General features: G+C 67.2%; 15 protein-coding genes. 2 read left to right on the forward strand and 13 right to left on the reverse strand.

The genetic code is table 11. From position 1 onward, the window contains the following. Positions 1 to 52: 52 nt before the first annotated feature. The 6 genes from ASC92_RS25080 to ASC92_RS28310 all read right to left on the reverse strand — a co-directional run bounded on the left by ASC92_RS25080 (position 53) and on the right by ASC92_RS28310 (position 3,086). On the reverse strand, positions 53 to 583 hold the full coding sequence (locus tag ASC92_RS25080; protein WP_162245744.1) for a DUF4142 domain-containing protein: 531 nt from the start codon (positions 581 to 583) through the stop codon (positions 53 to 55). Between the two features lie 170 nt (positions 584 to 753). Then, complete coding sequence (locus tag ASC92_RS25085; RefSeq protein ID WP_056521220.1) at positions 754 to 1,047, reverse strand: hypothetical protein; 294 nt, start codon at positions 1,045 to 1,047, stop codon at positions 754 to 756. 108 nt (positions 1,048 to 1,155) lie between these two features. Beyond that, positions 1,156 to 1,794: a UdgX family uracil-DNA binding protein gene (locus ASC92_RS25090; RefSeq protein ID WP_235506002.1), complete on the reverse strand. Its 639-nt coding sequence runs from the start codon at positions 1,792 to 1,794 to the stop codon at positions 1,156 to 1,158. A gap of 13 nt (positions 1,795 to 1,807) precedes the next feature. Further along, the gene (locus ASC92_RS25095) at positions 1,808 to 2,158 is read right to left on the reverse strand and encodes a PRC-barrel domain-containing protein (protein WP_056522131.1); all 351 of its coding nucleotides are present in this window, start codon (positions 2,156 to 2,158) and stop codon (positions 1,808 to 1,810) included. A gap of 155 nt (positions 2,159 to 2,313) precedes the next feature. Beyond that, complete coding sequence (locus ASC92_RS25100) at positions 2,314 to 2,538, reverse strand: hypothetical protein (protein ID WP_056522134.1); 225 nt, start codon at positions 2,536 to 2,538, stop codon at positions 2,314 to 2,316. A 227-nt stretch (positions 2,539 to 2,765) separates the two neighbouring features. Then, complete coding sequence (locus ASC92_RS28310) at positions 2,766 to 3,086, reverse strand: hypothetical protein (RefSeq protein WP_414820430.1); 321 nt, start codon at positions 3,084 to 3,086, stop codon at positions 2,766 to 2,768. A gap of 410 nt (positions 3,087 to 3,496) precedes the next feature. Between ASC92_RS28310 and ASC92_RS25105 the strand changes: the two genes are divergently transcribed. After that, entirely contained in the window at positions 3,497 to 3,742 is a 246-nt protein-coding gene (locus ASC92_RS25105) for a hypothetical protein (protein ID WP_056522137.1), read from the forward strand. 21 nt (positions 3,743 to 3,763) lie between these two features. Here the strand turns inward: ASC92_RS25105 and ASC92_RS25110 are convergent, their stop codons facing one another. Beyond that, positions 3,764 to 5,497, reverse strand: a complete 1,734-nt coding sequence (locus ASC92_RS25110; protein ID WP_056521222.1) for a cytochrome c biogenesis protein DipZ — start codon at positions 5,495 to 5,497, stop codon at positions 3,764 to 3,766. 150 nt (positions 5,498 to 5,647) lie between these two features. Continuing rightward, positions 5,648 to 7,021: an ATP-binding protein gene (locus tag ASC92_RS25115; protein ID WP_056521225.1), complete on the reverse strand. Its 1,374-nt coding sequence runs from the start codon at positions 7,019 to 7,021 to the stop codon at positions 5,648 to 5,650. 175 nt (positions 7,022 to 7,196) lie between these two features. On the opposite strand from ASC92_RS25115, the gene ASC92_RS25120 reads away from it, so the two are divergent. Further along, complete coding sequence (locus ASC92_RS25120; protein ID WP_056521228.1) at positions 7,197 to 7,937, forward strand: response regulator; 741 nt, start codon at positions 7,197 to 7,199, stop codon at positions 7,935 to 7,937. A gap of 427 nt (positions 7,938 to 8,364) precedes the next feature. On the opposite strand, the gene ASC92_RS25125 is transcribed toward ASC92_RS25120, so the two are convergent. The 5 genes from ASC92_RS25125 to ASC92_RS25145 form a co-directional block, all read right to left on the reverse strand. Beyond that, a complete protein-coding gene (locus tag ASC92_RS25125; RefSeq protein ID WP_056521230.1) occupies positions 8,365 to 8,928 on the reverse strand; it encodes a thioredoxin family protein in 564 nt (187 codons plus the stop codon). A 152-nt stretch (positions 8,929 to 9,080) separates the two neighbouring features. Then, complete coding sequence (locus tag ASC92_RS25130; protein ID WP_056521232.1) at positions 9,081 to 10,043, reverse strand: tripartite tricarboxylate transporter substrate binding protein; 963 nt, start codon at positions 10,041 to 10,043, stop codon at positions 9,081 to 9,083. 23 nt (positions 10,044 to 10,066) lie between these two features. Continuing rightward, positions 10,067 to 10,942, reverse strand: coding sequence for an amidohydrolase family protein (locus ASC92_RS25135; protein ID WP_056521237.1), 876 nt, complete (start codon positions 10,940 to 10,942; stop codon positions 10,067 to 10,069). A 4-nt stretch (positions 10,943 to 10,946) separates the two neighbouring features. After that, the gene (locus tag ASC92_RS25140) at positions 10,947 to 12,140 is read right to left on the reverse strand and encodes a CoA transferase (RefSeq protein WP_056521240.1); all 1,194 of its coding nucleotides are present in this window, start codon (positions 12,138 to 12,140) and stop codon (positions 10,947 to 10,949) included. A gap of 26 nt (positions 12,141 to 12,166) precedes the next feature. Next, positions 12,167 to 13,141: a tripartite tricarboxylate transporter substrate binding protein gene (locus tag ASC92_RS25145; protein WP_056521241.1), complete on the reverse strand. Its 975-nt coding sequence runs from the start codon at positions 13,139 to 13,141 to the stop codon at positions 12,167 to 12,169. Positions 13,142 to 13,163: the final 22 nt, after the last annotated feature.

Here is a 13,163-nt window from a genome sequence, read left to right on the forward strand (position 1 = left end):
CTTGAGTGCAGCAAGCTCGGGCAAGCGGCATTCCCGAGGGGAACGGTGCTCATCAAGCGGCGTACTGCAGCTGTTTCTGGACGATGGGAAGCAACCTGACAGCCAGTGCCTTCAACTCCGGGTCCTGCGCCGACGACTGGATTTTTTGCAGCAGCTCGACGGTGGCCTTGTGCTGGCCGAATCCGGACTGCGACATGTATTGCCGGTCGAAGGCAAGGCCCTTCAGTGTCTTGAGTTCTGCTAACGCGGCCGTATACCTTGCGCCGGGCGCTGCAGGCAGCTGAATGTTCTTCTCCCTTGCAAATTGCTCGGTTTCCTTCATGGCCTGGGTGTGGTTGTCGACCATGGCTCGCGCGAACTGCCGGATCTGATCGCTCTGCGCTCTTTCGAGGGCGAGTTGGCCGGCATCGATCTCCGCCAGGTTGGCTTCGGCGACGTCCCGAAGCATGGCCTGGTCAGCCGGAGCCAGCTTGCTGCCGATGGGCGCCTGGGTGTCGCTCGAAGAGTCGGACGCGACCAGGATTCGATAGTCTTCCGGGCGCGTTGCCATCGAGGGTGCCAGCAGCGCAACCAGCATCGCCATGGCGGCGAGGGTGCCTGGAAAATGGATGAGGGTTCTATGTTGCCGTATGTGCATGCGGGTCTCCTGCAACACTTGGACTGAACCATCCTAGGACGGCCTCACGGGTGCGCAACCACGTCACCTCCCCGTACGGATGTAGGCTGTTTCCCCCAACAGCCGCTGTCGACGATTCAGAATTCGCCCTGCCTGCCGGTGCGGTCGTGAATCCAGCGCATGGCCTGCTGCTCGCCATGGCGCAGCGCCTCGGCCTCGCTGGCGTAGGCCACGTTCTCCGTGTCGGGCGGAAGCCTGATGTCCTTTTCGCCTGAATTCTCCGAGTTGCAGAACACGACGGGCTCGTAGAGTCCGCCGTCGATCTGCCGGGTGCCGCAGGAAACGAGCCATCCGCGGTACGCGAAGGTGAGAAGCCGGTCGTCAATGCCCGGGGCAGATGCGCCCGGAGAGTCCGGAATGCTGGCGGTCATGGAAGTCCTCTGGAGTCGAAGCTTGGCAAGCATCAATCTGCAGGGTCCGTGCGCCGCGTGTGTGAGAAACGGCCCCTGCTTGATGTCAGCCGCACGCGGGCATGTTGCTCATGGCGTCGCTTCCTCCTTGGCCTTCTCCTTGCGGGGCAGGGCCACTCTCAGGTCTTTCAGCCATGCCTTCCAGTCGTCGTCGCGCTGCTGGGGGTCGCCGCGCAGCAATGCGGAAGGATGCAAGGTGACGAGCACGGGCCGTCCCGATGGGTCGTCGTGCCAGCGGCCGCGTTCCTTCATTACCGCGACCTGCCGTCCGAGAAGCGCGCGCGCTGCCGTGGCGCCCAGGGCGATCAGGGCCGGCGGACGGACGAGATCGATCTCGTCTTGCAGCCAGTGATGGCAGGCCTCGGCCTCGCGTTGTGCCGGCGTCTTGTGCATGCGCCGCTTGCCGCGCAGCTCGTACTTGAAGTGCTTGACCGCATTGGTCACATAGAGCTCTTCGCGCGTCCAGCCCAGTTCGCCAAGGGCACGGTCGAAGAGCTTCCCGGCCGGCCCCACGAAGGGCCGGCCCTGCACGTCCTCCTTGTCGCCAGGCTGCTCGCCGACCACCATGATGGCCGGGCGGATGCGGCCTTCGCCGCAGACGGCCTGCGTGGCTGGCGCACCGAGGGGGCATTCGCGGCACCGGTCGGTCGCATTCTTCAGGTCGAGCAGCGCCTCCCGGGTGCGTGCGATTGAAAGCTGCGCGGACACCCCCGATCGCCCGTCAGAAGCCGTAGTACTTGTTGATGGTCGCGCTGTACCGGTCGTCGTAGTCCGGCACCTGGTCGTCGGTATAACGCGGTGCGCCGTCGAGCACGGCCTTGTCGAGGGGCACCACGTAGCCGTCCTGCGAAGTGTCGTACTTGAGCATGTTCCAGGGAATCGGATAGCGGTCGGTGCCGATACCGAGGAAACCGCCGAACTCGAGGACCGCATAGCGCACCTGGCCGGTGAGCTTGTCGATCATGAGGTCGTCGATCGAGCCTAGCTTGTCGCCCGACGTGTTGTAGACACTCGTTCCCTCGACGCGATCCGACGAGATCACGGTGGCAGTGGAAGTGGAAGTGACAGCCATGAATATCTCCTTGACGGTGCTGCTGGGAAGCGCCGGCATTTGCTTGCAGAGCCCAGAGACGCGGTGTGGCCCTGCGTGGGAGATGCGCGGATCGGTTGCGGCAGCGTCGCGCTGTAGGAAAGTTCCGAATCGCGACGGCCGAGTGTGCGCGGCGATTACTCGGGCGCTGCCGTTGCCTGGGGTTCCTGCTGCGGCGTTTGCTGCGCCTGTTGCTGGCCTTGCGATGCGTCGGCCGGAGCGGCCCGTTCGCGCTCGCCATGGCTCCTGAGCGCGATGCCTTTGAGGAGATGCCGGGGCAGGTGGTGTGTCTTGGCGAACTGCGCCAGCATCTCGCTGCGCGCTGGCTCGCATACCGGTAGAAACATGTGCAATGAGCTCATGGTGTCGTCCCGCAGTGCCAGGAAAGGGGGGCGGCCCGCATCGGCAGGGCGCGGAGCCTCGGGTTCGAGGGTGACCTCTGGCATTGGTCGCTGGGCATTATGAGCGCCTGAATTCCGCGGCGCATAGGCAGCCTGTATCGGCCCCTCTGGCGTAGATGGCTTCGGTGCGGCGGGACAGGGGGCCGGGGCACGGGCACGAAGCGGCCAGCGCCCCGGCATTGCGACGTTCAGCAGGCCTTGCCGTGGGCTACGTGAGCGCCCTTGGCCTTCGCGTCGGCCTCCGACATGTACGAGCCGTGCTTCGTCTTGCCGAAGTACTTGTCGTTCGCGCAGTGATAGACCTTGCCGTTGACCCAGACCTGGCCTGCGGCCGGTGCTGCTGCCGTGGTGGTCGTTGCGGGTTTGGCCGCGGGCGCTGCGGGTGTCGTGGCTGGCGCTGCTGCTGGTGCCGTTTTTGCAGCGGGGGCAGGACTCGTCGTTGCTGCTGCAGCCGGTGGCTGTTGTGCAAAGACCGAGGCGGTGAAGACAGTTCCGGCGGCCAACAGGATCAGGGCTTTTTTCAAGATTGCACCTCAAGAGTCACACGAAAACACGTGCATGTGGCTGTCAACGTCCTCGCCGCATGTCGGTTGACCCCTCGGCCATTCCGTCAGAGGCGAAATGCTCCAGGCAAGGGCGTACTTCACGATTGTTAAAACTGGGCTTGCTCAGCCTGCAGAGATGACGACACGGGCAAAAAAAAGCTCGCACGAAGGCGAGCTGAAGGACCCCGTTTAGCATTGGGGTCGGAGGGAGGACCCGCCGGAGGGGCGGGCAAGCCGATGATCGCGACCAATCTGGGAGACATCGAGGATGGGGGCGTCGGAGATCCATCCGATGCCGACTTTGAAGTATCTCGAATACCAAGGAACTATTTCCTTTGGGGCGTAACACCCCCGCACCTATCCTCGGCGCCCACATGAACGTCACACAACAACTACAGCTTCTCGTCAAACTGCCCGATGGCTGGTCGAGCCGCATCGATATCCAGCGGACCACGGACGGCCGCTATGCCGGCGTTGCCGAGCTGAGCCTTCGCGGGCTCAAGCGGGGAGTGCTCATATTCATGCAGCAGCCCACGCTGGAAGCCGCAGTGGAGCGCGTGCGGCTTCGCACCAGCCAGTTCGCGAGGGCGCGGCTTTCCTTGCCGAATGCCCGGTCGTAGAGCTTCTCGACCGAAGAATTCCTAGCCGAAGGTGAACACGTAGGCCTGCGCGCCGGCATCGAGGAATTCGATCTCGAACAGGCGCTCCCTGTCGTTCGCCGCCTGGCGCACCAGCTGGTACAGCCGCTGCCCGTCGATGGTGCCATTGCCCTGCGCATCGGTATCGGCACCATGGTCCGCGAGCGGAGGCTTGCCGTCGACCAGCACCCTGAAGCGCACCGGCTTGCCATCGGCCGACGGGCCGAGCACGAGGTGCAGGTCGCGTGCATGGAAGCGGTAGGCGATGCGCCCGTTGGCGCGGGCCAGCACCGCGCGTTCGCTCTCCACCGTCCATTCGCCAGCCAGCGCCCATTGGTTGGTGCGCAGTGATGGCGCAGCCGCGGAATAGACGTGCGCATGGTCGTTCGCGATGCCGCCGGGCGAAGCGAAGTTGCGCGCGCGCTCGTAGCCCAGGTAGGTCTCGCCCGACAGGGCCGGCGATTCGGCCGGCGCGGCCTGCGTGCCCTGACCTTGCGGCGAGACCAGGTCGGCTGGTACGGCGGGCCGCCCCGCTTCCGCCAGCAACTGCTGGATGACCTGCTCCGCCTTCGCATACTGGCCCTCGCCGAACTGGTGATGCCGGATGCGTCCCTGCGCATCGACGACGTAGAACGCCGGCCAGTACTGGTTGCCGAAGGCGCGCCAGAGCGCGTAGTCGCTGTCGATGACCACGGGGAAACCGATGCCCAGCTCCTTCGTCGCGCGGCGCACGTTGGCGGGCAGCTTCTCGAACGCGAACTCCGGCGCATGCACGCCGACGACCACCAGCCCCGCGTCCTTGTACTTCTCGGCCCAGGCACGAACGTAGGGCAGGGTGCGCAGGCAGTTGATGCACGAGTAGGTCCAGAAGTCGACCAGCACCACCTTGCCGCGCAGGCTCTCGGCGGTCAGCGGGGTGGAGTTCAGCCATTCGGTGGCGCCCGCGAGCGAAGGAAGGCCGCCTTCGTCAGGCAGCGCCGGTGCGCGAGGTTGCGACAACGGCACGGGGATTGGCATTGGCATGTCGATCTTCTCCACAAGTGCTTTCTCCAAGGCCGAAGTGGTGCCGACCGACAGGCGGCTGAGCAGCCCGGTGTCCAGTCCCAGCGCAATGGCGCCGACACCCGCGAGCACGGCCACGCCGGCCGCGCGCCGCACCCATTCGCCGGTGCGCAGCGAGCCCTTCATCGCCAAGAACAGCCGCCCGCCGAAGAGCAGCGCGGCCGCCAGCGAGGTGCATGCACCGGCCGCGTAGGCCAGCAACAGCAGCGAGGTTCCGATGCTTGCGCCGTTGAGCGCCGCGCCCGTCAGGATCAGCCCGAGGATCGGCCCCGCGCAGGGAGCCCACAGCAGCCCTGTGCCGACCCCCAGCAGCAGCGGCGAGAACACCGACGCCTTTGTTTCCGGCGCAGGCCCTGCCAGCCTCAAGCCGAGTGCCACCAGCGGCCGGCTCAACCGGTCGGCCACCGACGGAAACAGCAGCGTCACGCCGAACACCGCGAGCATCGCAATCGCGGCATAGCGCCCGTACTGGTTGAGCGCCACGACCCAGCCGCCGCCCACGGCCGCGAGCGTGGCAATGGCCGAGAACGCCAGCGCCATCCCTAGCAGCATGGGCAGGCCGTGCGAGCGGAACGGCCGGTCGGCGCGCGCGAACACGAAGGGGAGCACGGGCAGGATGCACGGGCTCAGGATGGTGAGCACGCCACCCAGGTAGGCAACGATAAGGAGCAGCATGATCGGATTCCGGTCGGTGAGTGTTGTCGATGAAGGGCTGAAATGGAAAGTCGAGAGCGAGCGGAGCCCTTCACGGTCTCGCCATGCGAATCGCTCTTCTCTTTCTTCTTCGCTCGGGGGTGCAGCGGCGGCTGCTGCCGCGCAGCCGGCTCAGTCCGGTGGCGCGGCCGCGTTGGTGTTCATGGTCAGCCGGGCTTCCAGCCCGCCTTCGTCCCGGTTGCGCAATGTGAGCTCCGCGCCCATCGCCGTCGCCAGCTGCTGTGCGATGGCCAGGCCCAGCCCGGTGCCGCCGGTGTTGCGGTTGCGCGAGCCCTCGACGCGGTAGAAGGGCTTGAGCACGTTCTCCAGCTGGTCGGCCGGAATGCCGGGGCCGTTGTCGACCACGGCCAGCGTCAGCCGGATGCCGGTGTCTGCATGCACCTGCAGCCGCACGTCGGTGCCGAACTTCAGCGCGTTGTCGATCAGGTTCGTCAGGATGCGCCGCAGCGCGTTCGGCCGCGTCACCATGGGCTCGCCCACGCGGCCCTCGAGCAGCACCTTCTCGCCCGAGTCCTCGTAGTCGGCCACCATGCTCTCGAACAGCGCGTCGGCGTCGATGCGGCGCGGCGGCTCGGTGGCGCCGTGCAGCGTGCGCGCGTAGGTCACGCCTTCGCGCACCAGGGTGTGCATGGCGTCGAGGTCCTGGCGGAACTTGTCGCGGTCATGGCCGTCGTCCATCAGGTCGGTGCGCAGCCGCATGCGGGTGATGGGCGTCTGCAGGTCGTGCGAGATGGCCGCGAGTATTTCCACCCGCTCGGCCATGTAGCCGGCGATGCGCTTCTGCATCGCGTTGAAGGCGCGCGCCGCGTGCTTCACCTCGGTCGGCCCCTCTTCGGCCAGTTGCTGGCCCTTCAGGTCGGGCCCCAGCTCGTCGGCCGCGTCTGCCAGCTGCGCCAGCGGCCGCGTGACCAGCCGCACCGCGTACCAGGCGCACACCGCCAGCACCAGCAACTGCGCCCACAGCAGCCACATCACCCAACTCGACACCGGCATGCCCACGCGCCGCGCATGCACCACCACCGAGGAGCCGTCCGACAGCCGCACCTGGATCTGCAGGCCCTGCGGCGGGTTGCTCACCTGCCCGATCTTCACGATCTCGAAGGGGCGCATCGCGTCGGCGATTGCGGTCGCGAACTGCTGCGACGACGGCGTGTCGGGCGCCTTGCCCTGCGCGTTCCCGCCGAGCACGAAGCGGTAGTTGCGCCGCTCCAGCCGCGCCAGCCAGCCCTCGCGTTCGGCGGCCGGCAGCCGGTCGAGGATGGCGACCGAGCTGGCGATGTCGCGCTCGATGCCGATCATCATCAGCTCGCGCATCGCGATGTCGCGCTCGTAGCCGATGGCCATGAAGGTCAGCAGTTGCGCGATGGCCAGCCCGACGACGATGATCAGCGTCACGCGCGAGAACAGCGAGCGCGGCAGCAGCCGGCGCAGGCCGGAGGGCGTGGCCGGGACGAGCGGCGCGGGGAGGCTTGCGGATGTAGGCATGGGCTGGTTTATAGACCCCGGGCAGCCTTGGGGATCGTCTCTTTGTATTGCAGTGTGTTGGGCGGCGCCGCGAGACATACAACATTACCTGCCGGCCCGGCAAACCCCTTGTCCTGCGCCGCGGCCGGGCTACATTGCGGCTTCCGCATTCCGCACATCGCCCACCCACAAGGCCATGACCCCCAAGACCTCCGACCACATCCTCATCGTCGACGACGACCGGGAAATCCGCGAACTGCTCACCACCTACCTTGTGAAGAACGGCCTGCGCGTGGCCGCGGTGCCAACGGGGCGGCACATGCGTGCGGCGCTGGAAGAGTCGGGCCCTTTCGACCTGATCATCCTCGACCTGATGCTGCCGGGCGAAGACGGGCTCACGCTGTGCCGCGACCTGCGCACGGGCAAGTACAAGGCCACGCCCATCCTGATGCTCACCGCCCGCAGCGAGGAGGCCGACCGCATCCTCGGGCTGGAGATGGGCGCCGACGACTACCTTGCCAAGCCATTCTCCGCGCGGGAGCTGCTGGCGCGCATCCGCTCGGTGCTGCGCCGCACGCGCATGCTGCCGCCGAACATGCGCTCCACCGAGTCGGCCTCGAAGCTGGCCTTCGGCGACTGGCAGGTCGACACCACCGCGCGCCACCTGATCGACGACAGCGGCGTGATGGTGGCGCTCAGCGGCGCGGAGTACCGGCTGCTGATGGTGTTTCTCGATCATCCCCAGAAGGTGCTGAGCCGCGACCAGCTGCTGAGCCTCACCCAGGGCCGCGAGGCGGAGCTCTTCGAGCGTTCGATCGACCTGCTCGTGAGCCGGCTGCGCCAGCGTCTGCGCGATGGTGCGCGCGAGCCTCGCTACATCAAGACTGTGCGCAGCGAGGGCTACGTCTTTTCGTCGGCGGTCGAGGCGCTCGACTGACGCCTGTGCGGGCGAGGCTGCTGCGGCTGCCGGGCGGGGATGCATTGGCAGTTCACCGGGTTGCGGATTTCTTGCGAGATGCCGCCTGCGAGGAAGAGGAGGGCGAACCAGAGCTTGTTCATTTCTCTTGTCTGTATTGTTTTTCGGTTGCTGATGTTTGGGGGCGTGCGAATGGCACCGGGTGCTCCCCTCCGCGAATGTCCCCCGGCCTGCGGCCTCCTCCTTTATTTGGCTGCGGGGAGCACCCGGTGCCATTCGCACGTGAGCGCAGCGCTTGTGCCGGCCGATCGACCGCCGCGTCCTTCGATCACGACGATGGGGTGCCTTGCGCAGCGAAATAAAGGAGGAGGCCGCAGGCCGGGGGACATTCGCGGAGCAAGGCACCCCATCGTCGTGATCGCACCCCGAACCGAACAAATGCGTCGTCTCAAGTCCCCGAAGGCTCGGCCAGCAGCGCCTGAATCTTCTTCTCGGTAGTGCCGTAGCTGCCTTCGCCAAAGTGCGAATAGACGATCTTCCCCTGCTTGTCGATCAGGTACACGGCCGGCCAGTACTGGTTCCGGAAGGCCTTCCAGGTGCCGTAGCTGTTGTCCTGCGCCACGGCATGCTTGATCTGCAGGCGCTCGATGGCATCCTTCACGTTCTTCGTCGATTTCTCGTACGCGAACTCCGGCGTGTGAACGCCCACGACGACCAGGCCCTTGTCCTTGTACTTCTCGTTCCACTCCTTCACGTAGGGCAGGTGGTTGAGGCAGTTGATGCAGGTGTAGGTCCAGAAGTCGACCAGCACCACCTTGCCGCGCAACTCGCTCAGCTTCAGCGGCGGCGAGTTGTGCCAGGTGTCGATGTTCTGGAACTCCGGCGCGGGCACGGCCTCGCCGGCCGGAACATCGCCGCCCATCGGCGAGGGCGCGGCAAAGGTCAGCGTGAGGGCTGCCGCAGAGGCCGCGATGGTGACGGCAAAGAAGAGGGCGGGAGAGCGAAAGCGCATGGCGGTTCCTTCGGAAGAGTGACGGGCGTTCGTCTGTGAACGGAGCCGATTCTTCGCCGGGCCACCCCGCCGCGGAGCGAAATGCGTATGCCTCTGTATCCGCGGGACGAACCCCACACACTACGTTTCACATCCCGCGCGGACGTGCGTGGTCAATCGACCCTGATGTTGCGCGAGCGGACCAGCGCACTCACCCTGGTCGTCTCGTCCTGCACGAACTTCGCGAACGCCTCGGGCGTGGTGCCCGCGGGTTCCAGGCCCAGCTGCAGCAGCTTCTGCCGCACGGCCGGATCGGCGACCGCCGCCTGCACCGCCTTGCCGAGCTTCTGCACGATGTCGACCGGTGTCCCCTTGGGCAGGAACACGCCGTTCCACTCGACCACGTTGTAGCCCGGCAGGCCCGACTCGGCCAGCGTCGGCACGTCGGGCAGCCCCGGCACGCGCTTGATGGAGCTCACGCCCAGCGCGCGCAGCTTGCCGCTCTTCACGTAGCCCAGCGTCGAGGCCACGTTGCCGAAGTAGGCCGACACCTGTTCGCCCATCACGTCGGTGAGTGCCGGCGCGCCGCCCTTGTAGGGCACGTGCATCAGGCCGATCTTCGCCTGCTCGTTCAATGCCTCGCCGGCCAGGTGCGAGCCGGTGCCGCCGCCCGCCGACGCGAAGCTCAGCTTGCCGGGGTTCTTGCGTGCGTAGTCGATGAACTCCGGCACCGTCTTGTAGGGCGCGGTCGCCGGCACCACGAGGATCTGCGGCGCCGTGGCCACCAGCGACACGGGAATGAAGTCCTTCGCCGCGTCGAAGGGCAGCTTGCGCAGCGAGGGGTTCACCGAGAACGCCGATGCGTCGTACAGCACGGTGTAGCCGTCGGCCGCCGCCTTGGCCACGTTGTCGGCGCCGATCACGCCGCCCGCGCCCGGCTTGTTGTCGATCACGATCTGCTGGCCCAGCGCAGTGCTCATCTGCTGCGCGACGATGCGCGCGGTGTTGTCGGCACCGCCGCCCGCGGCATACGGCACCACCATGCGGATCGGCTTGTCGGGCCAGGCGGCCCAGCCCAGCAGTGGAGCGGCGCAGGCGGCCAGCGCCGCGACGGATTTCAGGAGTCGCTTGTTCATGTCGATGTCTCGGGTCTTGTGGTTCAGGAAAAGTCGTAGAGCCGCGCCGGGTTGTCGACCAGCACGCGCCGGCGCTGCACTTCGTCGGGCACCCACTGGCTCAGCAGGTCAAAGAGCTGCGCGTCGTCGGGCTTGGCGGTGCGCTCCGTGGGATGCGGCCAGTCGCTGCCCCACACCACGCGTTCGGGCGCCTGCATCACCCACGCCCGCGCGAGCGCGACGGTGTCCGCATAGCCGCTTTGCGCGCCGACCCGTGAGTCGAGGTACGCGCCGGACAGCTTGATCCAGGTGCGGCCGTTGTCGAGCAGCCGGTGCACCACGTCGAACGCGGGATGCGCCTGCGCATCGGGCTGCGGCATGCGCGCGAGATGGTCGAAGACGACGGTGCAAGGCAACCGCGCGACCAGCGCCGCGTGTTCCGCGATCTGGCCGGCGCTCCAATGCAGCTGCACATGCCAGCCGAGCGCATGCACCCGGTGCGCCAGCGGCTCGACCATGCCGAAGTCCGTCGCTGCATTCGTCGGCGTGTAGAGCGTGAAGCGGATGCCGCGGATGCCGCCCGCGTGCAGCCGTTCGAGTTCGGCGTCGCTCACATCGGGCCGTACTACCGCCACGCCGCGTGTGTGCTGCGCGCCCAGTTCGCGGATGGCCGCCAGCGTCACGCTGTTGTCGGTGCCGTGCACGCGCGGCTGCACGACCACCGTGCGCTGCGTGCCGATGCGCCGCTGCAGCAGGCGGTAATCGTCGGCGGTGGCATGGTCGAGCATGGCGTCGGGCGATCCGTGCAGCGCGAAGCGGCGGTCGAACACGTGCATGTGCGCGTCGCAGGCGTCTTCGGGCGCTGCATCGGTGGGTTCGCGTGTGCCGCTGCTGTGCGGCACCACGAGATCGGCGCGCATGGGCTCAGTCGCCCGTGTGGCTGGCGGCCGCTTTCGGGGCCAGCACGTGCTGCGTGTGCTGGCCCAGCGTGGGCGCCGCGAAGGGTTCGGGGCCGGGCGTGCGGCCGAACTTCACGGGACGGGTGAAGCCGCGGTACGAGCCCAGCGTAGGGTGCGCGAAGTTCGCGACCATGTCCTCGGCCAGCACCTGTTCGTCGTCGAACATGTCTTCCACCGTGCGGGCCGCGGCGCAGGGCACGTCCTCGCCGAACAGTTCTTCCCATTCGAGCGCGGTGCGTTCGGCCAGCGCGGCGCGAAGCTTCGGAACGATCTCCGCGAAATGCTGCGCGCGCTTGCGCACCGAGTCGTAGCGCTCGTCGCCGGCCAGCTCCTGCAGCCCGACCCTGGCGCACAGCGCCTGCCAGAAATGCGGCGTGTTGGCCGAGATGTAGATGTGCCCTTCGCGGGTCGGATGGATGCCTGTGATGCCGCCCGAACGCATGTCGCGCCCCACGTCCTTCGGCTCGCCCTCGGCCCACACCATGCGCGCCGACTGCATCGTGAGTGCGGAGCGCAGCAGCGACACGCCGACGAACTGGCCTTCGCCGCTCTTCTCGCGCTCGTACAACGCCGAGGCCACGCCCGCGGCGACCAGCGCGGCCGCGTAGTAGTCGACCACCGAGCCGTAGATGATCTCGGGCGGCTCGCCGCGCTTGCCCTGCAGCGTGCACATGCCGGTCATGGTCTGCAGCACCTGGTCGTAGCCGGCCTTCTCGCGCAGCGGCCCCGTCTCGCCGTAGCCCGTCACGGCGCAGTAGATGAGGCGCGGGTTCACGGCCCTCAGCTGGTCGTAGGCAATGCCCAGCCGCGGCGGCACGCTGGGGCGGAAGTTGTGCACCAACACGTCGGCCGTGCGCACCAGCGCCATCAGCGCGGCAAGGTCCTGGGGGTTCTTGAGGTCGAGCACCACGCCCAGCTTGCTGCGGTTGACGCCGACGAACGCGCGGCTCTCGGCCTCCAGCGACGACGGGTACTTGCGCAGGTTGTCGCCGGTGGGCGGCTCGATCTTGATGACCTCCGCGCCCTGGTCGGCCAGCAGCGAGCAGCCGTAGGGGCCTGCGATGTAGGCGCTCAGGTCGAGCACGCGCAGGCCGCTCAACGGCCCGGCGGGGCCTTGGCGGACGGGCAGGGACGCGTCGTCTGGGACGGTGGTGCTCATGGGCTTTTCTTTCTTTCTTTCTTTCCTCAATCGGCGGTGATGTTCTGCTGCTTCGCCAGATTCTTCCAGCGCTCCACGTCCTCGGCGATGACGGTGCCGAACTGCGCCGGCGTGAGCGGGGTGGCGATGGCGCCTTCGCGCAGGAAGTTGGCGGTGATCTCGGGCCTTGCCAGGATCTGGTTGACGGCTCCGTTCAGCTTCGCGACCACGTCGGTCGGCGTGCCCGCCGGTGCCAGCAGGCCCCACCAGAGTTCGAACTCGTAGCCGGGCACGGCCGTGGCCATCGGCGTGAGATCGGGGGCGATGGGGCTGGGCTTCAGGCTCGTGATGCCGACGGCGCGCAGCTTGCCGGCGCGCACCATCGGCAGCAGCGACGGGCCGCTGGAAATCAGCAGCTGCGTCTGGTTGCCGACGAGATCCGTCACGGCCGGGCCCATGCCCTTGTAGGGGATGTGCGCGATCTGCAGGTCGCCCACCTTGGCCTTGAGCAGCTCGGTGCCGAACTGGTTCACGCTGCCGGAGCCCGACGAGGCGTAGTTGTACTGGCCCGGCTTCGCCTTGATGGCGCCGATCAGCTCGGCCGGTGTCTTCGCGGGAAACTCGTTGTTGACCGCGACGATGAACGGGCCCTTGGCAAACATGGCCACGGGCGCGAGGCCCTTCACCGGATCGAAGGGCAGCTTCGACTGCACGGCCGCGTTGGTCGTCATGCTGGAGGACACGGCCACCAGCGTGTAGCCGTCCGGCGCCGCCTTGGCCACTTGACCCGTGCCGGTGTTGCCGCTGGCGCCGGGGCGGTTGTCGATGATCACGGGTTGCTTGAGCGCATCGCCGAGCTCCTTGGCGACCTGGCGCGCGAAGGTGTCGTTCGAGCCGCCAGCCGGGTAGGGCACGACGATCGTGATGGCCTTGGCGGGGTAGGTGGCCTGTGCGAACGCGGTGCCGGTGAATGCGACGGCCGAGGCCACCGCGAGCGGACGAAGGAATGAAGGGATACGCATTTTTTTGTCTCCGGTTCTTTTT

The organism is Variovorax sp. Root411 (assembly GCF_001425205.1).
GTDB lineage: Bacteria > Pseudomonadota > Gammaproteobacteria > Burkholderiales > Burkholderiaceae_C > Variovorax.

Bases quoted from the DNA above. Each gene is read 5' to 3' on its own strand.
- ASC92_RS25080 (WP_162245744.1), bottom strand. From the start codon at position 583: ATGGCGATGCTGGTTGCGCTGCTGGCACCCTCGATGGCAACGCGCCCG.
- ASC92_RS25085 (WP_056521220.1), bottom strand. From the start codon at position 1,047: ATGACCGCCAGCATTCCGGACTCTCCGGGCGCATCTGCCCCGGGCATT.
- ASC92_RS25095 (WP_056522131.1), bottom strand. From the start codon at position 2,158: ATGGCTGTCACTTCCACTTCCACTGCCACCGTGATCTCGTCGGATCGC.
- ASC92_RS25100 (WP_056522134.1), bottom strand. From the start codon at position 2,538: ATGAGCTCATTGCACATGTTTCTACCGGTATGCGAGCCAGCGCGCAGC.
- ASC92_RS25105 (WP_056522137.1), top strand. From the start codon at position 3,497: ATGAACGTCACACAACAACTACAGCTTCTCGTCAAACTGCCCGATGGC.
- ASC92_RS25110 (WP_056521222.1), bottom strand. From the start codon at position 5,497: ATGCTGCTCCTTATCGTTGCCTACCTGGGTGGCGTGCTCACCATCCTG.
- ASC92_RS25115 (WP_056521225.1), bottom strand. From the start codon at position 7,021: ATGCCTACATCCGCAAGCCTCCCCGCGCCGCTCGTCCCGGCCACGCCC.
- ASC92_RS25120 (WP_056521228.1), top strand. From the start codon at position 7,197: ATGACCCCCAAGACCTCCGACCACATCCTCATCGTCGACGACGACCGG.
- ASC92_RS25125 (WP_056521230.1), bottom strand. From the start codon at position 8,928: ATGCGCTTTCGCTCTCCCGCCCTCTTCTTTGCCGTCACCATCGCGGCC.
- ASC92_RS25130 (WP_056521232.1), bottom strand. From the start codon at position 10,043: ATGAACAAGCGACTCCTGAAATCCGTCGCGGCGCTGGCCGCCTGCGCC.
- ASC92_RS25135 (WP_056521237.1), bottom strand. From the start codon at position 10,942: ATGCGCGCCGATCTCGTGGTGCCGCACAGCAGCGGCACACGCGAACCC.
- ASC92_RS25140 (WP_056521240.1), bottom strand. From the start codon at position 12,140: ATGAGCACCACCGTCCCAGACGACGCGTCCCTGCCCGTCCGCCAAGGC.
- ASC92_RS25145 (WP_056521241.1), bottom strand. From the start codon at position 13,141: ATGCGTATCCCTTCATTCCTTCGTCCGCTCGCGGTGGCCTCGGCCGTC.